This is a genomic window from Streptomyces sp. NPDC015125, assembly GCF_043080045.1.
Taxonomy (GTDB): domain Bacteria; phylum Actinomycetota; class Actinomycetes; order Streptomycetales; family Streptomycetaceae; genus Streptomyces.
Map to the genome: position 1 here is coordinate 128219 of NZ_JBIBVF010000017.1, position 25444 is coordinate 153662.

Sequence of the window (25444 nt, forward strand, 5' to 3'; positions counted from 1 at the left end):
GGTTATTTCCCCTGCCACTTGGGCGTCCGCTTCTCCGTGAAAGCGGCGTGGAATTCCGCATAGTCGGCGCTGTTCATCAGCAGCGCCTGGGTGGCGGCGTCCATCTCCACGGCGGCGGCCAGCGGCATGTCGAGCTCCGCGGTGAGCAGCGCCTTGGTCTGGGCGTGTGCCAGCGCGGGCCCCTCGGCGAGCCGTCGGGCGAGCGCCGCGGCCGCCTCGTCGGCCCGGCCCTCGTCGGCCAGCTCGCTGATCAGGCCGAGCCGTTCGGCCTCCGGTGCCCGGACGGCGTCGCCGAGCATCAGCAGCCGGGTGGCATGGCCGAGGCCGATCACGCGGGGCAGCAGATAGGCCGCACCCATGTCACCGCCGGAGAGGCCGACCTTGGTGAAGAGGAAGGCGAATCGGGCGGACGGGTCGGCGACGCGGAAGTCCGCGGCCAGCGCCAGCACCGCGCCGGCTCCGGCCGCGACCCCGTGCACCGCTGCGATCACCGGGAACGGGCACTCCCGCACCGCCCGTACCACCTGCCCGGTCATCCGGTTGAAGTCCAGGAGCTGCGCGGTGTCCATGCCCAGGGTGGCGCCGATGATCTCCTCGACATCGCCGCCGGAGCAGAAGCCGCGCCCCTCCCCCGCGAGCACCAGGGCACGTACGGAACGCTCCCTGGACAGCTCCGCGAGCAGATCGCGGAGGTCGGCGTAGGCCTCGAAGGTGAGTGCATTGAGCTTGTCCGGGCGCGCCAGCGTGACGGTGGCGATCCCGTCCTTCCTGGTCACGCGGATGTGTTGCCAGGCGTCTGTACTGCGGGCTGATCCTGCGAACGGGCTCATCGGGCTGCCTGCCCCCTTTGGCCGACCGGCCGGGTGGATGGTGTTCCGGATGCCTTGTCGAAGTTATCACCGGTTGGTGACTGTCGTCACGAGGACGCGATAGCAGCGCGGCGGCACGTCGTCGCAGCGGCACGGCGTCGCGGCGGCACGGCGTCGCGGCGGCACGGCTTGGCGTCGCGAAGGCACGGCGGCGCGGCCCCGCCACGGGCCGAAGGTCCCGGCCGCCGTATGACTTAAGTCGTACCCTTCCCGGTCGCTCGCCCCTGCTCCGACCGCCCCCGCGCTTCCTACCGTGGACGCATCCCATCTGGCCTCAGGTATCCGGCCCGGCCTTTTGCGAACGGAACGGACAGCACATGCTGGAACCGCCCGCGCCCTCGACCTGGCGCATCACGCTGCCGCGCAGCGCAACGGCCGTCCCCATCGCCCGTGCGATGGTCAGAACCGCCTTGCAGGACCTCCGGGCCACGGCCGACCGCACCACCGCACAGCTGCTGACCGCCGAACTCGTCGCCAATGCCCTGAAGCACACCTGCGATACGGACCCCATCGAGCTGGTGGTGGAGCTGCGGCCGACCGGCTGCCGGATCGAGGTGCACGACGGCGATCCCCTCCTCGTCCGGGGGCTCGGCGGCCCGCTGCCCCTGCCGGGTCTGGACGCTCCGGTCACGGTGGGGACGCCGGCCGGCACCGCGCCGTTCTGCGCGGCGGACGGGCCCGGCGCGGCGGACGGGCCCGGCACGGCGGACGGGCCCGGCGCCGCGGCCGGGCGCCCCGCGGGAGACGGGCCTCGCGCGGCAGACGGTCTTCGCGCGGCGGACGGTCACCCCACCGGTGAGGGCCACTTCCCGATGCAGCGCACGGAGCGCGGCGGGCGGGCCGGGCGCCGCGACGAGACGGACGGCACCGAGCCTGCCGGACACCACGAGGAGGACCACGAGGAGGGCCCCGTCGGGGCGGAGAACACCGACGGGGCGGATGACACCGACGGGGCCGGTGCTACTCATAGGGCCGACGGCACGGACGATGCCCAGAGCCACGGCAATGTCCACGTTGCCGTGGATGCGGACGGGAAGGCGGATGCGGACGGGAAGGCGGATTCGGCTGCGGATACCGATGTGCACGAGGACCATGACCACGGCCGTGGACTGCTGCTGATCCGGTTCCTCAGTTCCGCCTCCGGCTGCCGCCCCACGCCCCGCGGCAAGGCCGTCTGGTTCACCCTTCCCGAGCTGCAGCGCTCAGGCCGGCGCTGACGCCGACCCCGGTGGCCCGGGAAGCCGGCCCTACCGGGCGAGCGTCGCGACCAGCACCGCTTTGATCGTGTGCATCCGGTTCTCCGCCTCGTCGAAGACGACGGAGTGCGCGGACTCGAAGACCTCGTCGGTGACCTCCAGCGACGACAGCCCGTGACGGGCGTGGATCTCCCGGCCGACCGCGGTACCGAGGTCGTGGTACGCGGGCAGACAGTGCAGGAACTTCACCTCCGGCTTGCCGGTCGCGCGCAGCACCTCCATCGTGACCGCATACGGGGCGAGCAGCGTGATCCGCTCGTCCCACACCTCCTTCGGCTCGCCCATGGAGACCCAGACGTCGGTGGTCACGAAGTCCGCGCCGCGCACGCCCTCGGCGACGTCCTCGGTGAGCGTGATGCGGGCGCCACTGGTCTCGGCGAGCAGCTGCGCGTGGGCGACCACCGTCTCGTCGGGCCAGAGCTGCCGGGGCGCGACGATCCGTACGTCCATGCCGAGCAGGGCTCCGGTGACGAGGTAGGAGTTGCCCATGTTGTTGCGGGCGTCGCCGAGGTAGGCGAAGGCGGTCTCGGCCAGGGGGCGGCCCCGGCCGTGCTCGACCATGGTCAGTACGTCGGCGAGCATCTGGGTCGGGTGCCAGTCGTCGGTCAGCCCGTTGAAGACCGGCACTCCGGCGTGGGCCGCCAGCTCCTCGACGTCGGACTGCCGGCTCCCACGGAATTCGATACCGTCGAACATCCGGCCGAGAACCCGGGCGGTGTCCTTCACCGACTCCTTGTGCCCGATCTGCGAGCCGGACGGGTCCAGGTAGGTGGTCGAGGCACCCTGGTCCGCGGCCGCGACCTCGAAGGAGCAGCGGGTCCGGGTGGAAGTCTTCTCGAAGATCAGGGCGATGTTCCGGCCCCGTAGAAGAGGGACCTCGGTGCCGGCGCGCTTGGCTGCTTTCAGCTCGGCCGCCAGGTCGATCAGTCGGCGGAATTCCTCGGCGCTGAAGTCCAGCTCCTTGAGGAAGTGGCGGCCGGTGAGGTCTATCGCCATCGGTGGGCTCCTGGTTCGCGGCAGTCGGGACGGACTCGGGCAAGCCCTGGAATTGTATACGTACTCGCGCATCCCTATACGGAGCCACCGGCCCTGTCCCGGGCCGACGCCTCTCCCATGGACCAGGGCCACGCCCCATGGAAGGGATACCGGGTCACACTCCCCGGACGGCTCCGGGGTCATACCTTGCCGAACGGATCCGGGTTCACGCTCAGGCTGCCCCCGGCACCGCGTCCCTCGCCACCGGACAGCTCATACAGCGCGGCCCTCCGCGTCCGCGCCCCAGCTCACTGCCCGGAATCGTGATCACCTCGATGCCGCGCTTGCGGAGAAAGGTGTTCGTGGTGACATTGCGCTCGTACGCCACCACCACGCCCGGCTCCACCGCCAGCACATTGCAGCCGTCGTCCCACTGCTCACGCTCCGCCGAGTGCACATCCTGGGTCGCGGTCAGCACCCGGATGTCGGACAGCCCCAGCGCGGCCGCTATGGCGCGGTGCATATGCTCCGGCGGATGATCGGTGACCTTGAGGTCCTGGTCGCCCGAGCCCGGCTCGATGGTGTACGAGCGGAGCATCCCCAGTCCCTCGTACTGGGTGAAGGTATCCCCGTCGATCATGGTCATGACGGTGTCGAGGTGCATAAAGGCCCGGCGCTTGGGCATGTCGAGCGCCACGATCGTGCGCGCCGAACCCGCCGCGAACAGCCCCCGCGCCAGCAGCTCCACGGCCTGCGGAGTGGTCCGTTCACTCATTCCGATAAGCACCGCGCCGCTGCCCATCACCAGGACGTCGCCGCCCTCGATGGTCGAGGGGAAGTCCGCCTGCCCCTCCGACCAGACGTGGAAGTCCTGGTCACGGAAGAGCGGGTGGTGGCGGTAGATCGCCTCGTAGTGCACGGTCTCGCGCTGCCGGGCCGGCCAGCGCATCGAGTTGATCGAGACCCCGTCGTAGATCCAGGCCGAGGTATCGCGGGTGAAGAGATGGTTGGGCAGCGGGCCCAGCAGGAAGTCGTCGAGATCCATCACATGGAAGCGGACCGAGGTCGGCTCGGCATGCCGTTCCAGGAACTCACGCTTGGTCATGCCTCCGACCAGGGCTTCCGCCAACTCCGGCACCGGCAGCTCTTCGAAGGCCGCCCGCAGATGACCGGTGGCCAGCGGCCCGTATTCCTTCTCGTCGAAGACCCGGTCGAGAACCAGCTTCCGCGCTGCGGGGAGCTGCAGGCTCTCGGCCAGCAGCTCCCCGAAGAGGTGCACCTCCACCCCCCGGTCGCGCAGCACATCCGCGAACCCGTCGTGCTCGGCCCGCGCCCGGCGCACCCACAGCACGTCGTCGAAGAGCAAGGCGTCCTTGTTCGAGGGCGTGAGCCGCTTCAGCTCCAGATCGGGGCGGTGCAGGATGACCCGGCGCAGCCGCCCGGCCTCGGAGTCGACTTGGAATCCCATCCACCCATCTTGGCCGCTCGGACGGCTCGGCGGAGGGAGTCGGCGGATGTCGGTTCGCCCTGGGCGGGCGGCGACCGGCGGCGTGACGGGCCGAGGGCGCTCCGCCCCCGTGGCCCGTACGCCCCTTCGGCCCGTCTACAGCCGCGGGTCCACCGGCTCCGACTCCAGCGCGAGCACCGCGAAGACCGCCTCGTGCACCCGCCACAGCGGTTCGCCGTCCGCCAGCCGGTCGAGCGCCTCCAGGCCCAGTGCGTACTCGCGCAGGGCCAGCGAACGCTTGTGCCCCAGCTGACGGATGCGCAGGCGCGCGAGGTTCTCCGGGCGGGTGTACTCCGGCCCGTAGACGATCCGCAGGTATTCGCGGCCACGGCATTTGACGCCCGGCTGGACGAGCCGTCCGTCGCCCTGCCGGATCAGCGCCTGAACCGGCTTGACCACCATGCCCTCGCCCCCGTCGGCGGTCAGCCGCAGCCACCAGGCGGTGCCCGCCGCGACCGACGACTCGTCCTCGGTGTCGACGATGATCCGCCGGGTCGCGGCGAGCAGGCCCGGCCGCTGCGGGGTGCCGCCGGGTGCCGCGCCGTCCCGGGCCGTCACCACACCCTCCGCCGCGATGAGCCGGTCGATCAGCGTCAGCTGGTCGGTGTGGGGCAGCCCGGCGAGGCTGCGGCCCTGCACCGCGAGAATCTGGAACGGCGCGAGCCGGACACCGTCCAGCGCACCGAGCCCGGCGAACCGCTCCGACGCCGTTGGTGCAGGCAGGAGGCGGTCGGCCGCAGCGTGCGGTGCCTGGTCGGCGGGCGAGGCCCGCCCGGCGCGCGGCGCGTCGCCCGCATCCGAGGCCCGGGCGTGGGCGGTGTCCGCATCCGAGGCCCGGGTGTGCGCGGTGTCCGCATCCGAGGCCCGGGTGTGCGCGGTGTCCGGCACCTCGGCGGCATCCACGTCCGGCACCTCGGCGGCATCCGCCGGCTCCGCCCCGACGCGCCAGCAGTAGCGCCGGTACGCCGTGGTGAAAGCGGCAGCGTCCACGGCCCGGTCCTGCTGCCGGGCGAGCAGCGCAGACACCTCGACCCCTCGGGCGGCCGCCGCCTCCAGTGCACCGAGCACGCCCGGGAACGCCGCTCCGGACGCCGCGCCCACGGCCGCGTACTGCTTGCGCAGCAGACCCGTCGCCTTCAGCGACCACGGCATCAACTCGGCGTCCAGCAGTAGCCAGTCGGTCTCCAGCTCCGCCCACAGACCGGCCTCTTCGACACAGTCCCGGACCCGTCGCAGGATGCGTCCGGTGGTCTCCGGGTCGTCGAAGAACGGCCGGCCGGTCCGGGTGTACAGGGCGCCCGGCACCCCCTTCGGCACCCCGAAGGACTCCTCGGCCACCGTCTCGTCACGGCACACCAGGACCACGGCACGCGAACCCATGTGCTTCTCCTCGCACACCACTTCCCGCACACCGTCCGCGCGGTACCCGGCGAACGCCTCCGCGGGGTGCTCCACGTAGCCGTCCACCGCCGAGGTCGCACAAGGCGCCATGGTCGGCGGGAGGTACGGCAGCAGCCGCGGGTCGATCGCAAAGCGGCTCATCACCTCCAGCGCGGCCGCGGCGTTCTCCTCCTTGACGGCGAGGCGGCCCATGTACCGGGTCTCCACGATCCGCCGCCCCGCCACGTCGTTCAGGTCGAGCGGACGGCCGTCCGCCCCACCGGGTGCCTCCGTGGCGAGCGGTTTCGTGGGCTCGTACCAGACCCGCTCCGCAGGGACGTCCATCAGCTCCCGCTCCGGCCAGCGCAGCGCGGTCATCGCACCGCCGAAGACACAGCCGGTGTCCAGGCAGAGGGTGTTGTTGAGCCAGTTGGCGCGCGGGGTGGGGGTGTGGCCGTAGACGACGGCGGCACGGCCGCGGTAGTCCTCGGCCCACGGGTAGCGCACCGGCAGACCGAACTCGTCGGTCTCGCCGGTGGTGTCGCCGTACAGCGCGAAGGACCGCACCCGGCCGGACGTCCGGCCGTGGTACTTCTCCGGCAGCCCGGCGTGGCAGACCACGAGGCTGCCGCCGTCCAGGACGTAGTGGCCGACCAGGCCATCGACGAACTCCCCGACCTCGGTGCGGAAGGCGGCGTCCTCCTTCTCCAGCTGTTCGACGGTCTCGGCGAGCCCATGGGTGTGCCGGACCTTGCGGCCCTTGAGATAGCGGCCGAGCTTGTTCTCGTGGTTGCCCGGCACACACAGCGCATGCCCGGCTCCCACCATGCCCATCACCAGACGCAGCACTCCGGGGCTGTCCGGCCCACGGTCCACGAGGTCGCCGACGAAGACTGCGGTACGGCCCCCGGGATGTGCGGCGTCCACGGCCCGGCCGTGTCCGTCGCGCACCAGCGCATAGCCCAGCCTGCCGAGCAGGGTCTCCAGCTCGGAACGGCAGCCGTGGATGTCGCCGATGATGTCGAACGGGCCGGTGAGATGCCGCAGGTCGTTGAACCGCCGCTCCCTGACGACCTCGGCGGACGCCACCTCCTCCGGCCCCCGAAGGAGGTGCACCTTGCGGAAGCCCTCACGCTCCAAGTGCCGCAGGGAACGGCGCAGTTCACGCTGGTGGCGCTGGATGACCCGGCGGGGCAGCCCGGCCCGGTCGGCGCGCGCCGCATTGCGCGCGGCACAGACCTGCTCGGGTACGTCCAGGACGATCGCCACCGGGAGTACGTCATGCTCCCGGGCCAGCCGCACCAGCTGGGCGCGCGCCTCGGACTGCACATTGGTCGCGTCCACGACCGTCAGCCGCCCGGCGGCCAGCCGCTTGGCCGCGATGAAGTGCAGCACCTCGAACCCATCGCCAGTGGCGCTCTGGTCGTTCTCGTCGTCGCTGACCAGCCCCCGGCAGACGTCCGAAGAGAGGATCTCGGTCGGCCGGAAGTGCCGGGCGGCAAAGGTCGACTTTCCGGACCCGGTGGCTCCGACCAGCACCACGAGCGAGAGGTCGGGCACGGCGAGCGTGCGCCGCGCCGGCTCGGGCCCGGGCTCCGGCGCCGGCTCGGACCGAGGCTGCGGCTGCGGCTCCGGCTCCGGCCCGCGCTCCCGCTGGGTTCTGTCCCTCTGCCGGTCCTCATGCGCGTGCAGGTCTTCGTCTCCGTACTCCGTACGGCCGTCGTCCGTCATTCCCCGACCCCCTTCCCGGTCGTCGAAGTGCTGCTGTCCTCACGGCTACCGCTGTCTTCAGCGGGCACAGCGTGCACACGGAAGTGCGCGAGCTGGGTGGGCGGGCCGACCGCGGGATCGTCCGGGCCCACCGGGGCAAAGCTGACCTCGTAGCCGTGCCGTGCGGCGACCTCCCGCGCCCACTTCCGGAACTCCTCCCGTGTCCACTCGAAGCGATGGTCCGCATGCCGGATCTGGCCGGCCGGCAGCGACTCCCAGCGCACGTTGTACTCCACGTTCGGCGTCGTCACCACGACGGTCCGCGGCCGGGCCGAACCGAACACCGCATACTCCAGCGCCGGCAGCCTCGCCGGATCGACATGCTCGACGACCTCACTGAGCACCGCCGCGTCATAGCCCTTCAGCCTGCTGTCGGTGTACACCAGCGACCCCTGTACGAGGCGTACGCGCTCCGACTGCCGCTCGGGCATACGGTCCAGCCGCAACCTGCGCCGCGCCTCGTGCAACGCCCGCATCGACACATCCACTCCGACGATCTCGGTGAACTGCCCTTCCTTGAGCAGCGCACCGACCAATTGACCCGGCCCGCAGCCCAGATCGAGCACCCGCGCCGCCTTGGCCGAGCGCAGCACCGTGAGGATCGCCTCCCGCCGTCGCACCGCGAGCGGCACCGGCTTCTCCTCCGTGTCCGCCTCCTCGTCCACCGCGTTGTCGATCATCTCGGCGGCCATGTCGTCCGACTCGGCCAGCCGCTCCAGCTCCAGCCGTTCCATGGCCTGACGCGTGAGCGACGAGCGCCGCGCGAGGTAGCGTCCGACGATCACCCGCTGCTCCGGGTGGCTCTCCAGCCAGCCCTCACCGGCCCGCAGCAGCTTGTCGACCTCATCCGGCGCGACCCAGTAGTGCTTGGCGTCGTCCAGCACCGGGAGCAGCACATACAGATGCCGCAGCGCCCCGGCGAGAGTGCAGTCCCCTTCCAGGACGAGCCGTACGTAGCGTGAGTCACCCCACTCCGGGAACGTCTCGTCCAGCGGCAGGGGCTCGGCCTGCACCGTCCAGCCCAGCGGCTCGAACAGCTTGCGCACCAGCGCCGCGCCACCCCGGGCAGGCAGCACCGGCACCTCGATACGCAACGGCATCGTGCGCGTCACCAGTTCGGGCCGCGCTGTGCACTGCCCCTTCATCGCGCTCGCGAAGACGCTTCTCAGCGCCACCGCCAGCAGCGACGAGGCCGCATACGGCCGGTCGTTCACATACTGCCCCAGCGCCGAATCCGGAGCGCCGCCGCGCCCCTTCCCACGGCTCCGGCGCACCAGGGCGATGGGATCGACCTCCAACAGCAGCGCGGCCGTGCACCGTTGAGCGTCGGCCTCGGGATAGAGGACGTGCGCGGTGCCGTGCGACGTCGAGAACTGCTGCGCCTTGTCAGGGTGCTTGTGCAGCAGGAATCCGAGGTCGGTCGCGGGACGGCCGGCGCTGCCGGTGGTGGTTATCGTCAGGAACACCCGTCCGAGTATTGCCGTAGTACGCCTCGGTCCATACCGGTTTTCCGGGCCACACCGGTTTTCCGGCAGCGCCGCCCGACGTCCGCTCAGCCGTCAGCTCAGCTGCGACTGCACCTGCGCGGAGATCAGCTCGAGGTGGTCGAGATCATCCAGGTCCAGCATCTGCAGGTAGACACGCGACGCCCCGATGGCGGCGTAGCGCCCGATCTTGTCGACGACCTCGGCGGGTGAGCCCGCCAGGCCGTTGGCCTTCAGTTCGTCCACGTTCCGCCCGATGGCCGCGGCCCGTCGTGCCACCTCGGCATCATTCCTGCCGACGCAGGCCACGAGGGCGTTGGAGTACACCAGCTCGTCACCCTTGCGCCCGGCGGCTTCAGCGGCCGCCCGCACCCGTCCGAACTGGCGCTCGCTGTCTTCGAGCGAGGCAAAGGGGATGTTGAACTCATCGGCGTACTGTGCCGCCAGCCGCGGTGTACGTGTTGCACCGTGCCCGCCGACCAGCACCGGCACCTTGCCCTGGACGGGCTTGGGCAGCGCGGGCGAATTCTCCAGCCGGTAATGGGTCCCGTCGTAGCTGAACTCCTTCCCTACCTCGGTGGCCCACAGGCCCGTGACAATCGCCAGCTGCTCTTCCAGCCGTGCGAACTTCTCCTTGGGGAATGGAATGCCGTAAGCCTTGTGCTCCTCCTCGAACCAGCCTGCACCGAGGCCGAGTTCCACCCGTCCGCCGGACATCTGGTCGACCTGAGCCACCTGGATGGCCAGCACACCCGGCAGCCGGAAGGTGCCCGCCGTCATGAGCGTCCCGAGACGGATGCGCTTGGTTTCCCGGGCCAGCCCCGCCAGGGTGATCCAAGCGTCCGTCGGGCCGGGCAGCCCGTCGGCATTGCCCATGCGGAGATAGTGATCCGAACGGAAAAACGCGTCGAAGGAAAGGTCCTCAGTGGCTTTGGCGACCTTCAGAAGACTGTCGTAGGAAGCCCCTTGCTGGGGCTCGGTGAAGATGCGTAGCTCCATACCTCCATCCTGCACTCCGGGCGGCGAACCAATCGTCGGAGGCGTACTGATGCACCGGTCGGTTGATGCACTGGTCTGGTTGATGCACTGGCCGATGGGCACTGGCCGGTTGGGCACTGGCCGGGACGAGCCAGATCAGGTCAGGTGAGGCCATCCCTTGTCGGCACCGACGATGGCGGCAAGGACGAGGGGCGGGCGCCGGGAGGCGGTGTGGGCGGCCGGGATGGCATGGGCGATATGGACAGCACGCGCGATGGGCGGTGGGGCGTCGGGTCGGTCCCGACTCGCAGGTCGGCCGCGGGGCCGAACGGCGACCGGCAGCGGAAGGAGAAGGGGGAAGGGGAAGGGGAATGACAGTGGGGCAGGGACAGGGGCAGGGACAGGGGCAGGGGCAGGGGCAGTGACAGGGGCAGGGGCAGGGGCAGCGGTAACGGCAGATGAGACGGGCTGCCGACAGCTCGGGCTGCGACCACTCACAGGGGGTACGCGTCGAGGCGGTGGGTGTGGGGTGCCGGGATGCGGGTGCCGGAGTGTTGAGCGGGAGGGCTCCCCGGCCCTCGGTCGGTGAGGACCGCTCGGGGCATAGATGCCGCGCGGACGCGGCCGGTTCGGTGCGGTCTCTCCTTCTACTTCAGGCAGGATTCCGGTCGCGCACCTCCAGCTTCTCCAGTATCCCGGCCACACGGTCTCTCGCTTCGTCGACCGTGTCCATTGCCTCGACGCATGTCCAGTACATCCCCTCCTCGTCAGCGAGCAGCACCACACTCACCAGCGCTTCGCACACTTCCCGCAGCAGTCGGCACAGGCCGGTCAACGCCTCCTTGACGTCCCGCACTTCGGACAGCTGAGCCGCCCGCAGTCCACCGGTGACCGATGCCGGGCACAGCAGCCCCCCGCTGAACCGCCCGCCCGCGTCGCCCAGCCCTCGGGCTCTGGACCGCACTTCGTACGGCCCGAATATCGCGAGATGGCTGCCGATCGCCTCCGCCAAGGCCTGCGCCTGCCATGCCTCGACGATCACTCCCTGCACCGTGTTCGCCTCGGCCAGACCGCGCCGGCCTGCCGCGATGATCCGCACCGCGTCCATCCGCTCCCTCCTCTCCTCATCATTCGCGTGCACCTTGCACTCTTTCCACTACCCAGAGTGAGGGTGAACACCCAAAAAAGCCAGGGGAATTCGCAAATCTGTGGACAAGCAAGGCGATGTGGAAAGATCCATGACTCCATAGAGTGACGAGGGGCGGCCTCGGCCCCACTCTCCCCCCTCGCACCCCAACACCCCCATCTTCCACACGCCCTGCACAACTCACACGAAACGCCCGAAGAGGGGCACCGCAGGACGTCAGCGTCTGGAGAAGGCGTCGGGAAGGAACGCCCCGGCAGAAGACGAAAAGACGCCGGCTTGGCCTCGGCCTGGCGCCGGCTTGGCGCCAGGAAGGCGGCATCAAAGGGCGTTGCGAGCCAGAAGCGGTGCCGTCCGGACGCCGGGCCCGCGCCCCGCCCAGGACCAGGGCCGAGACCAGACCAGGGACACGCCAGGACCGGGCCACGCCAGGACCGGGCCGGGCCGAGTCCAGGCCAGGACCGGGCCCAGGACCGGGCTCAGGGCCACAGCCAGGCCCACGGCCATGACCACGACCAGGCCCGGACGAAGCCAGAAACCACTGCAGGTCGGGGACCGACGCCCCCGCCCGCCGGTTCCCCACCACCCCAGCCGCCCGCCCTACCTACCTGCCTACCTGCCCCACCCGCCCAACCAGCTCAGCCCGCTCGGCCACTACTCCTCCCCCTCCCGCGGGCGATCGGGCCGCGCCGAGCGGACCGCCGGGAACCGCGACTCATTGCGCTCGATCTTTGCGGCGAGCGCCGCCGTCGCGTCGACCCCCAGCGCCTCGCAGAACTGCAGCAGATACGCCAGGACGTCCGCGACCTCGTCCTCGACCCGGCCGGCCCTCCGCGGATCCGACATCACCTTCGCCGACTCCTCCGGTGTCAACCACTGGAAGATCTCGACGAGTTCAGCCGCTTCGACGCTCAGCGCCGCGGCCAGGTTCTTGGGCGTGTGGTACTGCTGCCAGTCCCGCGCGGCCGCGAACTCGGCCAGCCGTCGCTGCAGCGCATGAAGATCCTCACTCATGCCTCTAGGTGTAGCACCTGTACACCGGGCAGCCCGTCGGCGACCGAGGGATCCCGCACCGTCCCCAGCAACCGCACATGTCCGCGCTCGGTCATCCGCACGGCCAGCGACACCAGCTCACGGGCCTGCCGACGGTCCATACAGCGGTCCATCCCGTCCGCCATGACCGTCATCTGCTGATGGGCCGACGGGACCTCCCCGACCGGATCCATGGCCAGCACGTCCGGCCCGGTGAGCAGCACCAGTGCCAGCGCGAGAAACCGCAGCTCACCATCACCGAGCTGCTCGACGGGCAGCTCCCCCAGTTCCCCCCGGTCCAGCACGGCCCGCACACCCACCGCGCCCGCCGCACCCCCGGCCCCCTGTACGCCTTGCGGCCCCGTGGAGCCGCCGCGCCCCAGCGCCACAGGAGCGCCGGCGGCCCCGGCTCCCGTCCCGCCCGGCTGCCACGGCACCGCACGCAGCCCCTCGACGGGACCGGCACACGCCTCCCGCACCGCCGCGACCAGCAGCGCATGCCGCCGCGCACACTCCCGGCTCGTACGCTGCAACACCGTGGGCAGGTTGTCGCAGGACGACCGCAGCCGCCCCTCGTCCCGCGGCTCCCCCGCCTCACGGCTCCAGCCGCCCGCCTCCCCACCGGTCGTCTTGCGCGCCCGCGCACCCCAGGCTCCGGCAGTTCCCACGGCAACGCCCGCCCCGCCGGACTTCTTCGCCCTCCCCGGCGCACTCGCCGTTTTCCCGCCCCCGGACCCCGCGCCGCCCCCGCGCGCCCCGGCGGCACGTCCGGCACGTCCGGCACCAGCGCCCCCACCGTCCGCACCCCGTCCGTCACCCTCACCGACCACACCCGTACCGCCCGTCCCCGCTCCTCGCATGGCCTCCGGCCGCGGGTCGCACACAAAGGCCGACCGCAGTGCGACCACTACCTGCTCCGCCGCGGCCAGCACCAGCCTCTGTCCCGCCGTTTTGCCCGCGACACGCAACGGCAGCAGGGAGGTGCCGAGCCGGTCGTCGGGCAGTGGCGCACGGGTCACGGGAGTCGCACCCGCCGTGTGCCAGGCAGCCTGGACGGCCGGACGGGTGGGGTCGGTGAGTGCGGTGGTCAGCAACGTCTCGCCGCCACCGGTCAACCGCTCGCCGACGATACGCAGGTCGGGCTCGGCCTGGACGGCGAGATCGAGGCTGACGGGGCCGGCCGGGCCGTCGACCGTGCAGCCGATACGGAACCCGCGCCGCCCCTGTTCGTCGGGGTGCGCCCCGGCCGGCACACAGGCCGTCGGGCTGCCCGCCGCCTCCTCCACCGCCCGTGAGAGCGGCTCCCCGCTGCCGAGCCGGGCGAGGATTTCGTACGCCTGCAGCGCACTGGACTTGCCGCTGCCGCTCTCCCCGCTCAACAGGGTCAGCGGGGAGAGCGGCAGGGTGACGCCGCGATGGGACTTGAAGGCGGACAGCCGTAACTCCGTGACCGCCGGCCGCACACTGTGGGAATTCATGAAGGGACGCTATGCAGCGCCCCGGCCGGAGAACCGTTACGCCCAACAGCTCTTCCTACGAACGGGGGATACTTCCTGCCACCTCTTCCGCGACCTCGGTGCCGTTCGGCGCCAGCAGGAAGACATTGGTGTCCACGCGGTGCATCCCGCTGCCGAGCCCGAAGACGACTCCGCTGGAGAAGTCCAGGATGCGCTTGGCGACATCACCGTCGGCGCTGCTCAGGTCCAGCAGGACCGGGAGCTGCGCCATCAGGTACTCGGCGACCTCCCGGGCGTCCGCGAAGGTCTGGACGCGAATGACGATGAACCGCCGCGCCTCCTCGGCCGGCTCCTCCTCGGGGAGGGCACGGTGGTCGGGCCAGGAAGGCCATTCACTGCTGCCGCGGAGCGGGACGACCTCGGCCAGCCCCTCCCACTGCTCGTCGGTGGCATCGGGGCCGTTCACCGAATCACCTCGCCCGGGAGAGTGTTGGCTGTCTGCGGTATCTGCATCGCACAATTCTAGGGATAAACACACAAACCTCGGCGGACGTGACACACGCCGCGACACGCCCCGCTCCATCCTGCACCATGCCCGCTGACCTGTTCCGACATCCGCGGCAGATATCCTCCGTCGAGATTCTGTGTGCCCGTTCATCCCCTTGTGACGGAGGTTGGTGCTGTCGTGGGGTCCGAGCCTCCCGGTCGTCGGCCGCGTGGCCTGCGCGGCCTGCGCAAGCCCGCCAAGAAACGGCCCGCCGGGCCCTCGCCCGCCGAGACCACGGACGACTCCGACGCGGCGGCGGAGCCCCCTGCCGAAGCCGCCAGCAGCGTCATCAATGCCGTCCTCTACCGCGACGGCCGCCGGGTCAGCACCCACGACACGCTCGCCGAGGCCTTCCGGCAGCAGCGCGCCACCTCCGGCACTCTCGCCTGGATCGGCCTGCACCGCCCCAGCCGCGACGAACTGCTCGCCCTGGCCACGGAGTTCGACCTCCATCCCCTCGCCGTCGAGGACGCCCTGGAGGCCCACCAGCGCCCCAAGCTGGAACGTTACGGCGGCACTCTCTTCGTCGTCCTGCGCGCCGCGCGCTATCTCGACGACCCGGAGGAGGTCGACTTCGGCGAGCTGCACGTCTTCGTCGGCCGCGACTTCGTGATCACCGTGCGGCACGGCGGCGCCCCCGACCTCTCGGCCGTACGCGCACGCATGGAGGACGCCCCCGAACTCCTCAAGCGTGGCCCCGAGGCCGTTCTCTACGCCATCCTCGATACCGTCGTCGACGGCTATGAGCCCGTCGTCTCCGGTGTCCAGAACGACATCGACGAGATCGAGACCGAGGTCTTCGGCGGCGACCCCCGGGTTTCCCGGCGTATCTATGAACTCTCCCGTGAAGTGGTCGAGTTCCAGCGCGCCACCCGCCCGCTGAACGGCATGCTGGAGAGCCTGACCGCGGGCTTCGAGAAGTACGCCATCGACGAGGAGCTGCGCCGTTATCTGCGCGACGTGGCCGACCACGTACTGCACACCACGGACCGCGTGGACGGCTTCCGGCAGGCCCTGCAGGACATCCTCGCCGTCAACGCAACGCTGGTGAACCAGCAGCAGAACGCCGAAATGCGGGCCCTGGCCGAGGCCGGCTTCGAACAGAACGAGGAGATCAAGAAGATCTCCTCCTGGGCGGCGATCCTCTTCGCTCCGACGCTGGTCGGGACGATCTACGGGATGAACTTCGATCACATGCCGGAGCTGCACTGGGTGTTCGGCTACCCCTTCGCCATCGTGCTGATGGCGATCGTGTGCACCAGTTTGTACGTCATCTTCAAGCGGCGGGACTGGCTCTGAGCCATCGTCGTGAGCGGCGCTCCCGCCGAAGGGGTGCATCCCGGATCGCAGGCGCCGACGACGCGTCCGAGCCTGCCGGCGAGAGTCTGGGGAGGGGAGCCGCGCTCCGATCCGTGCGGCCTCCCGCGATCGCGGGCGTCGGGCCGAACCAGCTTCGCCTCTGCGGTGCCGGCTGGGGGTGCTGAGCAACACCGCGAGTAGCGGGCTTGTGCGGAGCCGGTCCCGGCGCGGAGCCGGTCCCGGCACGGAGCCGGTCCCGGCGCGGAGCCGGTTCCGGCGCCGCCGGAGGTGCGGCGCGGGTCCGGGGAGGGCCGTACGCCCCGTGCTCATACCTCCAGGACGAGATGAATGCCCTCGTAGGCAAGCCACTGGGCGTACGTGTGCAGCCCGTAGGTGAGTCCCGTCGTGGGCTTCCAGCCGGGCGGGGGCGGGGGCCAGGCGGCTTCCTCCGCCGCCGGGCGCAGCGGCCGCGGGGCAGGTGCGAGGGGTACCGGGCGGACGGCGGTGCGGATGGCCTCGGCCAGCTCGGCGGCGGTGACCGGGGCGTCCGCCAGGCTGATGACCCGCTCCGGTGGCGGCGTGCGGAGCACCGAGGAGAGGGCGGCGACGAGGTCGCTGGTGTGCAGGGGGCGCAGCGCCTCGGCCGGGTCCTCGATAGTCAGCGGGTAGCTGCGCAGCGCGTCCCAGACGAGGCGGCCGATCCGTGTGTCGTGCGGGCAGCCGGGCCCGTAGAGGTCCCCCAGCTGCACGGTGAACGCCCCGGGGTGGCCGGATAGTTCGAGGGTGAGGGTGAGGGTGCGGTGGGCGGGGGTGGCGGCCGGGGTGGGCTTCGTGGCTTCTGCGGCCGTGGCCGTTGGAGCCGTCAGCGCCGTCAGGTCCAGCAGCGCGCCGGCGGCGGGCGGGCTCGCCGGCCGCCGGTCCAACGGGGTGACCTGGTGTCCGGCGTCCGCCAGTCCGCGGACGAGGTGTGCCCCGAGCGGCGTTCCGGCTCCCAGCACCCCGACCCGGCGGGCTTCGGTTCCGGGGGCTCCGGTGTGGGTGGTGCGGCGGGGTTCGGAGGCTCCACGGCGGCCGCTCCGGCGGCGGCGCATCCGTTCGGCCGCCTCGCGGCCCGCCTCGATGCCGGCCACGGTGATCCGGGCCAGCTCGTCCCGGAGCTCCGCGATCCGCTCCTCCGGCTGCGCGTAGCTGATGCCGCCGGGGCCCACGGTGGCCAGTGCTTCGGCGAGCACGGCGGGGTCCGGCTCGGGGTTCGGGTCGGGGTTCGGGTCGGGGTTCGGGTCAGGGTGCGGGCCCGGGCCGGTCGTCGTGCCGGTCGCCGTACCGCCGTCCGTGGGGTCGCAGCGGAGCCCGTCCCTGCGTTGCACGAGTCCCATCGTGAAGGCCGTCAGCCAGGTTCCCCTGGCCACCTCGGTGGTGGCGGCTTCGGTCATTCGCACGATGTCCGGTTGCAGTCTTTCCACGCGAATGCCGGAGCCATCCAGATATTGCTCGCAGTCGAGGTGGAGCCAGTGCCCCGGGCCGGAACCACGGTGTGCGGCCGGGCCGTTCCCGTGGGCGGGCTCTTCGACACGTACCGCGCATTGCGCCACGCCGTGTTTGAAGAAGGGGAGAACCCGCAGACCGGTCAGTCGGGTGTTTTCGCGCCCGGGAGTGTCCCCGGCCAGAAAGCACACCGAACGGCGTGGTCCGCGGAATGCATTGCCGGAGATGCTGCCGTGATCCTCGTGTTCGGCGAGACTGGGCACCGAGACGTACGACGGGATTCCGTGTGCTCTTAAGTAGCGGTTCATCAGGATGTCGTCCGGCCAGCTGTCAAGATGGCGTCGGCCGAAAGTCACGAAGCCGGTGGCGACGTGTCGGGGCAGAACAATGGCCACGCAGGGAAAGTACTCGTTGACCGCGCCGACCCAGCGGGCACCGGTCATGGCGCCAAAACGCACCGCGGCGCCATTACGGGAGTCCCAGAGCGCGAAGAGCGCGAGGGCGGCGTCCGGCATCTCCGCAATCGCCGCCCGGACACGTGCGAAGAACGTCTCGGAGAGGATCATGTCGTCCTGGACGACGAGGTGGTGGGTGGCACCGTCCTCGATCGCCTCCCAGGCACACAGCGCCGTCCGCAATACGGACGGTCTGCCCGCCGGATCGGGGTCCATGACGACCCGTAGGGCGCCCGGCGGAGCGGACCGCGCCAGCCGTTCCGCCGCCGGGCGGCGCTTCGGATGGGTCATCACGGCACCGCTCAACCGATATGGCGTCATCAATTCCTCCGGTTCTGCGTTTCTCCGGACCCTCGGCCGGCCCGACCTCATTCGCTGTACCAGGTCTATCCGGCACAGGTGAATCCGGACAGTACGGCGGTCCGCGCGCGACGCGCAAGACTGCCGAAATGGCGCTCTGGCAGAGGCATTTGAGGACCGACATGCTGACCGCTGGTCCATATCGGGCCATCTCATGTTCCTCATGTGCGAGGAGAGGGTGTCATGTCCGGGAGGGCGAAAATAGACGTCGGTGTCGGCACCGACGAATATGCGAGCGGCATCGGGAGTGCCGCCTCCGGAAATCCGGTGCACGGCGTCCGTCGGAATTCGGTGGAGTCGCGGCTGGACGGACTGCGGGGTGCCCGGGTGGTGGTGACCGGTGGCGCGGGGCTGGTGGGCAGCCGACTGGCCGGGCTGTTACGCCGCGCGGACGCCGAGGTGACGGTGTTGGACCGGCTGGATGCGTATCCGGAATCGGCGCACACGGCATTGTTCGGGGTCGAGGATCTCGGGGTGAAGTTGGTGGTCGGCGATATCTGCGACCGCGCAGCGGTACGCGGGGTGCTGTCCGGCGCCGACTATGTGGTGCACGCCGCCGCATATGCCGATGTGGCCGCGTGCACGCGGCGGCCCGATATCGCCTTCCGGGCGAACGTCCAGGGCACCCAGGTGGTGCTGGAGGAGACCGCGGCCTCCGGGGTGCGGCGGCTGGTGCTGGTGTCGTCGGCTGCGGTGTACGGGAACGGCGATCCGTCGCTATGCGGGCCGCAGGAGTTTCGTGAGGACCAGCGCCTGCTGCCGGTGTCCGTGTACGCCAACTCCAAGCTCTGGGCGGAGCATCAGACCCGGCTGCTGCTGGACGGTCCGGACACCCCGGAGTACGCGGTGCTGCGGTACTTCTCCGTCTACGGCGATCCGCAGATCCCCAAGCCCGGCAGCCATTCCTGGATGGTGGCCTGGCTGTCCATGCAGGCCCGGCTGGGCCGCCCGATGCGGCTCAACGGGGGCGGGGTCCAGGTGCGTGACCTCGTCCATGTCGAGGACGTGGCCGCGGCCACGGCGCTCGCCCTGGTGGAGCAGCGGATGGCCGGGGCGACCGTCAACGTCGGAACAGGGGTGGCGACCTCGGTCCGCGAGGTCGGCGAACTCATCGCCCGTCAATTTCCGCGGGCCCGGTTCATCACCACCCCCATGCCGGAGGGAGACCCCCTGGGGGGCTACGCCGCGACCGGCCTCTCCCGTGAACTGCTGGGCTGGAAGCCGGAGATCGACGTCCGGACAGGCGTGGAGCGGTATGTCCGCTGGCTGTCCGCGACCCCGCACGCGGTGCCGGGGTGGCTGACCGCCGAGCCCGCCGCATGACAGCGTGCCCCCGGGGAAACGGACAAGGCATCACGAAAGGTGAGCGTCAGGTGAGTTATGTCGGCTCGTATCTCTGGAACCTGCGGCAGAAGGTGGGCAGCCGTCCGCTGCTGGTACCGGGCGCGCAGATCCTGTTGCTGGAGGGGACCGGCCGGGGCCTGTTCCAGCAGCGCGCCGACACCGGCGTGTGGGAACTGCCGGCCGGGGCGTGCGAGGAGGGCAGTGACTTCACCGGTACCGCCGTACGGGAACTGGCGGAGGAGACCGGACTGCGGGTGGACCGGGAGGATCTGGAGGCGTTCGGCTCGCTGTCCGATCCTGGGGTGCACACCCTGACCTACCCCAACGGGGACATCACCCATTGCTTCGCGCTGTGCTTCGTGGCCCGGCGCTGGTCCGGGGAACTGTGCCCGGGCCGGGACGAGGTGACCCAGGCGCAGTTCCGGGCGCTCGCGGACCCGCCACGGCCGCTCCATCCGCCCACCGCGGTGGTCCTGGGGATGTTCCGGGAGTTCAGCTCGACCGGAAGGTTCCAGGCCCGATGAACGGACCCATGAACGGACCCATGAACGGACCGGTGAACGGACCCATGAGGGGACCGACGACTGCGGCGGAAGCAGGAGGCGGGGCGGGAGCACCGTCCGCGACGGGCGCCGCCGCCCGCGAGGCCGGGCACGCGGTGGTGCCGTGCCGGGCGTGCCTGTCCGGGGAGGACCTGGACTGGCTGGGTGGCAGGTCGGTCAGTCTGGCGCTGGACCTGACGACATCGGTGACGGTGCGGCCGCCGGGTGCCCGGCCGTCCGCCGGCGCGGCCCCGGACAGTGGCGGTGGCGGGACCTGGGCGGACCAGGTGTGGGCGTTTCTGCGCCGGCGGCTGTCCGGGCTGGGCCCGCGTCCGCCGGCCGTGACGGTGCGCAGCGCTGCCCCCTCGGCGAGCGGTCTCTCGTCGTCCACGGCGCTGATCGTGGCGCTGTTCCGGGCATTCGCCGAGGCGGCGGCGCAGACGGCCGGCGGGGCCGGGGCATCACCGGTCTCCGCCCGGACGCTGGCCCAGTGGGCGTACGAGTTCGAGTTCGCCGTCTTCAACGGCGGCGGGATGGATCATCTCGCGGTCATCGCGGGCGGCCTGCTGCTGCTCGACGGGCGGACCACCGGCCTGCCGGACATCCGAGGCCGGGTGGACTTCCCGGACGACTGGGCGGTGGTGGTGCTCGACTCGGGCACCCGGAAGGACACCAGTGACCACATCCGCGCGGTGCGTGCCCGGCTCGCGGCCGGTGATGCCCGGCTCGTGGCGTACCAGGAACGGTGCGATGCCGCGTCGGTGACGGTGTGGGAGGCCGTGCACCGGCGCGATCTGGCCGGCGTCGGTGCGGCGATGAGCGAGGCGCACACCGCTATGCGGGACCTCCAGGGGATGTCCACGCCACTGCTGGAGGAGCTGCGGTCACTGGCCCTGCGCTCCGCCGGCCTGCCGCTCAAGCTGAGCGGGGCCGGCGGCGGCGGGGCGTTGGTCGGGATCTGCCCCGCCGCCGATCAGGCGGAGGTGGTGGCGCTCCTTCGGCGGGCGCTCGGCCCGGCGCACCCTGGGGCGCGGGTGATCCCGGCCCGGGCGGCGGCGGGCCTCGCCCCGGAGCTCGCCGCGACGCCGGCCCCTGAGGGCCCGGTCTCCGCCTCCGGCCCTAGAGGAACGGGTCGTAATCCGTCCCCGGCTCCGGTGCGGTGACCGTTCCCGCCACCGTTCCGTCCCCGATCCTGTCGAGTTCGAGGTTGGAGCGGTGGCGGGCGCAGTGGAAGCGGCAGTCCCGGCTCGGGTCCACGATGCCGCGGTCCGAGGTGTGCCAGATCTCGGCGAGGCTGTCGGTCACCGCGTCCCCGATCCGGGCCCCGGCGTTGCCCCGGTGGTACGCGCAGACGTACACCCCGGACGGCGTCACCAAAGTGCGCAGCTCGGCGACCCGGCACCGGTGGTACTGCTTCTCCTGCACGGGCCCGACCCGGTTCCGCAGGGACGTCAGGGTCGAGGAGTTGACGATCTCGAAGCCGTCGCCCGCCCAGGTGGCGGCCTGGGCGAGCTGGTCCTCCACGGAGGCGAGGGTCTCGTCCGCGACCTGGATGACGTGGTGCCCGTCGTCGAACATCGCCTTGGTCTCGAAGTAGTCGCAGCCGATGTCCCGGGCGAGTTCGGCGGCCCGCAGGACTTCATGGTGGTTGCTGACGACGCTGCCGTCGGGCTCCCGCCGGGTCATGACGAGGAACGAGTAGCCCAGGGCGCCCCGTTTGGCCTCCGCCAGCAGCCGCATGTTGCCGATGACCTTGTCGAAGACGCTGCGCCCCTTGCGGTCGGGGCGGAACCGGCGGTACGTCTCGCTGGTCCCGGCGTCGACGGAGACCCGCACCCAGGAGGCATAGGCGGCCAGTTCCGCCAGGTTCTGTCGGATCAGGGTGCCGTTGGTGACCACGCCGATCGCGATGCCGGCCTCACCGAGGACCCGCAGCACCTGACGGGTTCCCCGGTGGGCGAGCGGTTCCCCGCCGCCTATGAGGACCACCCCCCGTACCTCCATCTCGACGATTTCCCGGGCGAGTTCGGCCAGTCGTTCCGGGGTGAAGCGTCCTTGGTTGAGCAGCTTCCCGCTGATGCATTCCGGGCAGGCCAGATCGCAGAAGGTCGTCGGGTCCAGGTCGACGACCAGGGGGCCGCTGGAGCGGGCTCCGGTGGCCGCTTCGACGATCCGCGGCCAGCCTGACGGCTGGTAGAGCTTGGACACCAGGTCGAGGCGGTCGAACGTCACGTGTTCTCCTGCGGGTCGAGTGCAGTGGGTTCGTTCACCGGCGGAACGGTTGGTCCGCCGGTGAAGCACGGGGACGAAAGGTCCGGATCGGCTCGTCCGGTGGCCGCGGTCGGCAGTGACCGCCGGACCGGCGGCGCGGTGCCGGTCCGGCCCTCTTCCGGCTCACCCTTTGACCGCACCGGTGGCCAGGCCCGAGCCGATCCGCCGCTGGACGAGGGCGAAGAAGACCGCGACCGGGAGCGCGGTGAGCGTGGCACCGGCCATCAGTCCGCCGTAGTCGGTGCCGAAGCTGGTCTGGAAGGACAGCAGCCAGATGCTGAGGGTCTGTTTGTCGTTGCTGGACAGCAGCACGTAGGCGAGGACGTACTCGTTCCACGCCTGGACCAGGGCGTAGATGGAGGTGGCCACCAGTCCGGGGGCGAGCAGCGGCAGGACGACCCGGCGGAAGGCGCCCAGCCGGGTGCAGCCGTCGGTCATCGCGGCCTCCTCCAACTCGACCGGGATGGCCACGATGAAGCCGCGCAGCAGCCAGACCGTGAACGGCAGCATGAAGACGAGGTAGGTGAGGATCACGCCGGGCAGGCTGTCGGTCAGTCCGGCATCGCTCAGCAGGAGGTACACCGGAATGATCAGTCCGGCCGGCGGGATCATCTGGACGCCGAGGATGACCAGGACGAGGGCTTTGCGCCCGGCGAACGAGAAGCGGGCGAGGGCGAAGGCGGCAAGGGTCCCGATCAGCAGGGAGACCAGCACGGTCCCGGCGCCGATGAGCACGCTGGAGCGGACGTTGGACCAGAAGGTCGGGGTGCCGATGGCGCGGCGGAAGTGTTCGAGTGTCAGGTGGTCGGGCCAGAAACGCGGCGGGTCGGCGTGGATCTCCGTTGCCGGGCGGAACGCGGTGAGCAGCATCCAGTAGAGCGGGAAGGCCATCAGTGCGCTGAAGAGGAGTCCCACGGCGTTCGCCACTGCGCGGCGACGGCCGTGCGGGCGCCGGCGCGGGCCGCGCGGGTTCCCGGTGCCGGGGGCTGTGTTCACTCGGCGTCCCCCAGGTGGATGATCTGGCGGACGTAGACGACCGCGCCGCCGAGCAGCATCAGGACGGTGAGGACGGCGATGGCCGCGCCGGCGCTGTAGCGGTTGACGGCGAAGGACTCGATGAACGAATAGACGCCGAGCAGGTAGTACTCCTTCTCGGGCTGGCCGCCGCGCATCAGCCAGATCTGGTTGAACACTCCGAAATCCCAGATGGCGCAGAGCGAGGTGACCAGGACGACCGACGGTTTGATCACGGGGAAGGTGACGTGCCGGAACAGCCGGCAGCCGTGGGCGCCGTCGACCAGGGCCGCCTCCTCCAGTTCGGCGGGGACCTGGCCGAGCGCGGCCAGGAGGGTCAGGGCGGCGAAGGGGACGGCGCCCCAGACCACCACGCCGGTGATCACGGCGAAGCCCTGCCAGGGGTTCTCGAACCAGTTGTGCTTGGTGAAGTCGAGCCCCGGCAGCAGGCCGAGGAGCCAGTTGACGACGCCGTAGTCCGCGTCCGACAGCCAGCGGAAGATGGACGCGGCCACCATGATCGGCATGGCCCAGACGGCGACCAGGACGCCGGACATGACCGTCCGGACCCAGGGCGCGACCCGCCGCATCAGCAGCGCGACCAGCAGCGCCAGCACCATCGTCGCCGTGACGCAGGCCACGGTGAACAGGGCGGTACGGCCGACGACGGTCCAGAAGAAGCCGTCGGAGAGGATCGAACGGTAGTTGGCGAGCCCGGCCCAGGGCGGTGCGGCTCCGGAGAACAGTTCGCGGCGTGTCATGTGCTGGAAGGAGAGCAGCACCAGGTCGACGAGCGGGTAGCCGAGGACCACGGCGAGGGCCAGCACGGTCGGCGCGATCAGCAGGTAGGGCAGCACCCGCCGCCCGGCGGTCCGCCGCGGGCGGGGAGGCCGGGGCGCCCGGTGCCGGCGCCGCGTACCCGACGGGCGGGGCAGGCGGGGCGGATCCGACAGTTCCGCGGTCTCCACGGTCGTCAGTTCTCGTTGATCACGGCGTCGATACGGCGGTCCGCGGCCCGTGCGGCCTCCGGCACCGACTGCTTCCCCGTCGCGATGTCCTGCAGCATCTCCTGGAGGACGTTGGACTTCTCGACGGCTCCCCAGCCGGGAGCCTGGGGGGTCACCCAGCCGCGTCCGGCGGCGCGCGCGGCCGGACCGTTGACGCCGCCGGCGGCCACCTCGCGGAGCTGGACGGTGTTGTTGGGCAGGGTGTCGGCGGCGATCAGCCGGCGCTGTGAGGTGCGGTCGGTGAACAGCCGGATCCAGTCCCGGGCCAGGTCCTGGTTGCCGGACTTGGCGGGAACGGCCAGGGTGGAGCCGCCCAGGAACGGCGGCAGCAGTTTGCCGGACGGGCCGGGGAACGCAAAGGTGGCGAATCTGCCGCGCAGCGCCGGGTCGCCGCCCGACCTGCTGTCGGTCGCGGCCTTGGCCTCCCAGGTGTTGCCGTAGAACATGCCGACCTTGCCCTGGCCGACGACGGCCGGTTCGTCGCCGTTGTCCTTGGAGCGATCGCCGGCGTAGTAGGCGTCGAGGAGCTCCTTCCAGGCGGTGAGCCCGGCGACGGACGGGGCGGACGAGAGCGCGCCGTGCCAGCGGCCGTCCTTGCGTACGGCCATCTCGCCACCGGCGTCCTTGACGAATGCCATCGCCGCGTACCAGTAGCGGCCGGGCATGTAGAAGGCGGAGAAGTTCTTGTCGGCGGCACCGAACTTCAGCTTGAGCTTGTCGAGATCCCGGCTCAATTCCGTATAGCTGCGCGGGGCCCGGGTCACGCCCGCTTTCTTGAGGAGATCGGTGCGGTAGATACCCACCCGGGCGCCCGCGTAATACGGCACGCAGTAGGTCTTTCCGTCACTGCGGCAGGCGTCGCGGAGCGCCGGCAACCATTCCGCGGAATGGTCGAATGCGGAGGGATCGAGGGGCGCGAAGGCACCATTGACAAGGTAATTGGTGGTCTCACTGTTGCCCATTTCGACCACGTCCGGCACATGTTGACCGGCCAGCGCGGCGTCGATCTTCTGGTTCTTGGTGGTCCACTGCTGGTACTGCACGGCAACCTTCATCTTCGGATAGGTCTTCCGGAAGCGCTCGTTGACCTCGGACACCAGATCCGGCCAGTTCTCCTGGGCGTCCACGGTCAACCAGACCGTGAGCTCCCCCGTCCGGTCCGCGGCGGCAACCGGCTTGCCGCCGCCGCAACCGGCCAGCGCGCCCAGCACGGCAATTGCTCCCAGGCCCGCCGCGAAACGGGAGAGGTACTCATCCATGATCTCCTC

At 70.9% G+C, this 25444-nt stretch carries 19 protein-coding genes and 2 pseudogenes; 6 read left to right on the top strand and 15 right to left on the bottom strand.

Translation table 11 applies throughout. The annotated features are described in order from the left end of the window. Positions 1-2 precede the first annotated feature (2 nt). Positions 3-830, bottom strand: a complete 828-nt coding sequence (locus ACF088_RS28760; RefSeq protein ID WP_311624555.1) for an enoyl-CoA hydratase family protein — start codon at positions 828-830, stop codon at positions 3-5. A 356-nt stretch (positions 831-1186) separates the two neighbouring features. On the opposite strand from ACF088_RS28760, the pseudogene ACF088_RS28765 reads away from it, so the two are divergent. Beyond that, a pseudogene (locus tag ACF088_RS28765) lies at positions 1187-1474 on the top strand (ATP-binding protein); the annotation flags it as partial. A 489-nt stretch (positions 1475-1963) separates the two neighbouring features. After that, a pseudogene (locus ACF088_RS28770) lies at positions 1964-2086 on the top strand (ATP-binding protein); the annotation flags it as partial. Positions 2087-2116: 30 nt separating this feature from the next. On the opposite strand, the gene argF reads toward ACF088_RS28770, so the two are convergent. The 9 genes from argF to ACF088_RS28815 all read right to left on the bottom strand — a co-directional run bounded on the left by argF (position 2117) and on the right by ACF088_RS28815 (position 14318). Beyond that, positions 2117-3121, bottom strand: coding sequence for an ornithine carbamoyltransferase (gene argF / locus ACF088_RS28775; RefSeq protein ID WP_392378765.1), 1005 nt, complete (start codon positions 3119-3121; stop codon positions 2117-2119). A 211-nt stretch (positions 3122-3332) separates the two neighbouring features. Beyond that, positions 3333-4568 carry an arginine deiminase gene (locus tag ACF088_RS28780; RefSeq protein WP_392378766.1) on the bottom strand — a complete coding sequence of 412 codons (1236 nt, stop codon included), beginning with the start codon at positions 4566-4568 and terminating at the stop codon, positions 3333-3335. Between the two features lie 135 nt (positions 4569-4703). Continuing rightward, entirely contained in the window at positions 4704-7718 is a 3015-nt protein-coding gene (locus ACF088_RS28785; RefSeq protein ID WP_392378767.1) for a polynucleotide kinase-phosphatase, read from the bottom strand. Beyond that, positions 7715-9223: a 3' terminal RNA ribose 2'-O-methyltransferase Hen1 gene (locus tag ACF088_RS28790; RefSeq protein WP_392378768.1), complete on the bottom strand. Its 1509-nt coding sequence runs from the start codon at positions 9221-9223 to the stop codon at positions 7715-7717. Before ACF088_RS28790 ends, ACF088_RS28785 begins: the two co-directional genes overlap by 4 nt. A 93-nt stretch (positions 9224-9316) precedes the next feature. Further along, entirely contained in the window at positions 9317-10240 is a 924-nt protein-coding gene (locus tag ACF088_RS28795; protein WP_392378769.1) for an LLM class F420-dependent oxidoreductase, read from the bottom strand. Between the two features lie 631 nt (positions 10241-10871). Then, complete coding sequence (locus ACF088_RS28800) at positions 10872-11327, bottom strand: DUF6099 family protein (RefSeq protein WP_392378822.1); 456 nt, start codon at positions 11325-11327, stop codon at positions 10872-10874. A 690-nt stretch (positions 11328-12017) separates the two neighbouring features. Beyond that, positions 12018-12377 carry a nucleotide pyrophosphohydrolase gene (locus ACF088_RS28805; RefSeq protein WP_392378770.1) on the bottom strand — a complete coding sequence of 120 codons (360 nt, stop codon included), beginning with the start codon at positions 12375-12377 and terminating at the stop codon, positions 12018-12020. Beyond that, entirely contained in the window at positions 12374-13873 is a 1500-nt protein-coding gene (locus tag ACF088_RS28810; protein WP_392378771.1) for a biotin transporter BioY, read from the bottom strand. The genes ACF088_RS28805 and ACF088_RS28810 overlap by 4 nt, the downstream gene beginning before the upstream one ends. A 55-nt stretch (positions 13874-13928) precedes the next feature. Further along, positions 13929-14318 (bottom strand): cell division protein SepF, encoded by a 390-nt coding sequence (locus ACF088_RS28815; protein ID WP_392378772.1) that lies wholly within the window; start codon positions 14316-14318, stop codon positions 13929-13931. A gap of 219 nt (positions 14319-14537) precedes the next feature. Between ACF088_RS28815 and ACF088_RS28820 the strand changes: the two genes are divergently transcribed. Then, positions 14538-15698, top strand: coding sequence for a magnesium and cobalt transport protein CorA (locus tag ACF088_RS28820; protein WP_392378773.1), 1161 nt, complete (start codon positions 14538-14540; stop codon positions 15696-15698). A 326-nt stretch (positions 15699-16024) separates the two neighbouring features. Here the strand turns inward: ACF088_RS28820 and ACF088_RS28825 are convergent, their stop codons facing one another. Beyond that, the gene (locus tag ACF088_RS28825) at positions 16025-17929 is read right to left on the bottom strand and encodes a hypothetical protein (RefSeq protein WP_392378774.1); all 1905 of its coding nucleotides are present in this window, start codon (positions 17927-17929) and stop codon (positions 16025-16027) included. 252 nt (positions 17930-18181) lie between these two features. Here ACF088_RS28825 and ACF088_RS28830 point away from each other — a divergent pair, with 252 nt between their 5' ends. The 3 genes from ACF088_RS28830 to ACF088_RS28840 are packed head-to-tail and all read left to right on the top strand — an operon-like array spanning position 18182 to position 21047. Next, positions 18182-19321, top strand: coding sequence for an NAD-dependent epimerase/dehydratase family protein (locus ACF088_RS28830; protein ID WP_392378775.1), 1140 nt, complete (start codon positions 18182-18184; stop codon positions 19319-19321). Positions 19322-19371: 50 nt separating this feature from the next. After that, entirely contained in the window at positions 19372-19866 is a 495-nt protein-coding gene (locus ACF088_RS28835) for an NUDIX domain-containing protein (RefSeq protein ID WP_392378776.1), read from the top strand. A 44-nt stretch (positions 19867-19910) separates the two neighbouring features. Then, positions 19911-21047, top strand: coding sequence for a mevalonate kinase (locus ACF088_RS28840; protein ID WP_392378777.1), 1137 nt, complete (start codon positions 19911-19913; stop codon positions 21045-21047). Here ACF088_RS28840 and ACF088_RS28845 read toward each other — a convergent pair. From ACF088_RS28845 to ACF088_RS28860, 4 genes are all read right to left on the bottom strand, one after another. Further along, entirely contained in the window at positions 21004-22116 is a 1113-nt protein-coding gene (locus tag ACF088_RS28845) for a radical SAM/SPASM domain-containing protein (RefSeq protein ID WP_392378778.1), read from the bottom strand. The genes ACF088_RS28840 and ACF088_RS28845 overlap by 44 nt on opposite strands. Before the next feature lie 162 nt (positions 22117-22278). Next, positions 22279-23151 (bottom strand): carbohydrate ABC transporter permease, encoded by an 873-nt coding sequence (locus ACF088_RS28850; RefSeq protein ID WP_392378779.1) that lies wholly within the window; start codon positions 23149-23151, stop codon positions 22279-22281. Continuing rightward, the gene (locus ACF088_RS28855) at positions 23148-24146 is read right to left on the bottom strand and encodes a carbohydrate ABC transporter permease (protein WP_392378823.1); all 999 of its coding nucleotides are present in this window, start codon (positions 24144-24146) and stop codon (positions 23148-23150) included. Before ACF088_RS28855 ends, ACF088_RS28850 begins: the two co-directional genes overlap by 4 nt. Continuing rightward, positions 24143-25435: an extracellular solute-binding protein gene (locus ACF088_RS28860; protein WP_392378780.1), complete on the bottom strand. Its 1293-nt coding sequence runs from the start codon at positions 25433-25435 to the stop codon at positions 24143-24145. The genes ACF088_RS28855 and ACF088_RS28860 overlap by 4 nt, the downstream gene beginning before the upstream one ends. Positions 25436-25444 lie beyond the last annotated feature (9 nt).

Excerpts from the sequence above, each read along its gene's own strand:
- ACF088_RS28760 (WP_311624555.1), bottom strand. The coding sequence starts at position 830 with ATGAGCCCGTTCGCAGGATCAGCCCGCAGTACAGACGCCTGGCAACAC.
- argF (WP_392378765.1), bottom strand. The coding sequence starts at position 3,121 with ATGGCGATAGACCTCACCGGCCGCCACTTCCTCAAGGAGCTGGACTTC.
- ACF088_RS28780 (WP_392378766.1), bottom strand. The coding sequence starts at position 4,568 with ATGGGATTCCAAGTCGACTCCGAGGCCGGGCGGCTGCGCCGGGTCATC.
- ACF088_RS28785 (WP_392378767.1), bottom strand. The coding sequence starts at position 7,718 with ATGACGGACGACGGCCGTACGGAGTACGGAGACGAAGACCTGCACGCG.
- ACF088_RS28795 (WP_392378769.1), bottom strand. The coding sequence starts at position 10,240 with ATGGAGCTACGCATCTTCACCGAGCCCCAGCAAGGGGCTTCCTACGAC.
- ACF088_RS28800 (WP_392378822.1), bottom strand. The coding sequence starts at position 11,327 with ATGGACGCGGTGCGGATCATCGCGGCAGGCCGGCGCGGTCTGGCCGAG.
- ACF088_RS28805 (WP_392378770.1), bottom strand. The coding sequence starts at position 12,377 with ATGAGTGAGGATCTTCATGCGCTGCAGCGACGGCTGGCCGAGTTCGCG.
- ACF088_RS28810 (WP_392378771.1), bottom strand. The coding sequence starts at position 13,873 with ATGAATTCCCACAGTGTGCGGCCGGCGGTCACGGAGTTACGGCTGTCC.
- ACF088_RS28825 (WP_392378774.1), bottom strand. The coding sequence starts at position 17,929 with ATGACCCATCCGAAGCGCCGCCCGGCGGCGGAACGGCTGGCGCGGTCC.
- ACF088_RS28830 (WP_392378775.1), top strand. The coding sequence starts at position 18,182 with ATGTCCGGGAGGGCGAAAATAGACGTCGGTGTCGGCACCGACGAATAT.
- ACF088_RS28840 (WP_392378777.1), top strand. The coding sequence starts at position 19,911 with ATGAGGGGACCGACGACTGCGGCGGAAGCAGGAGGCGGGGCGGGAGCA.
- ACF088_RS28860 (WP_392378780.1), bottom strand. The coding sequence starts at position 25,435 with ATGGATGAGTACCTCTCCCGTTTCGCGGCGGGCCTGGGAGCAATTGCC.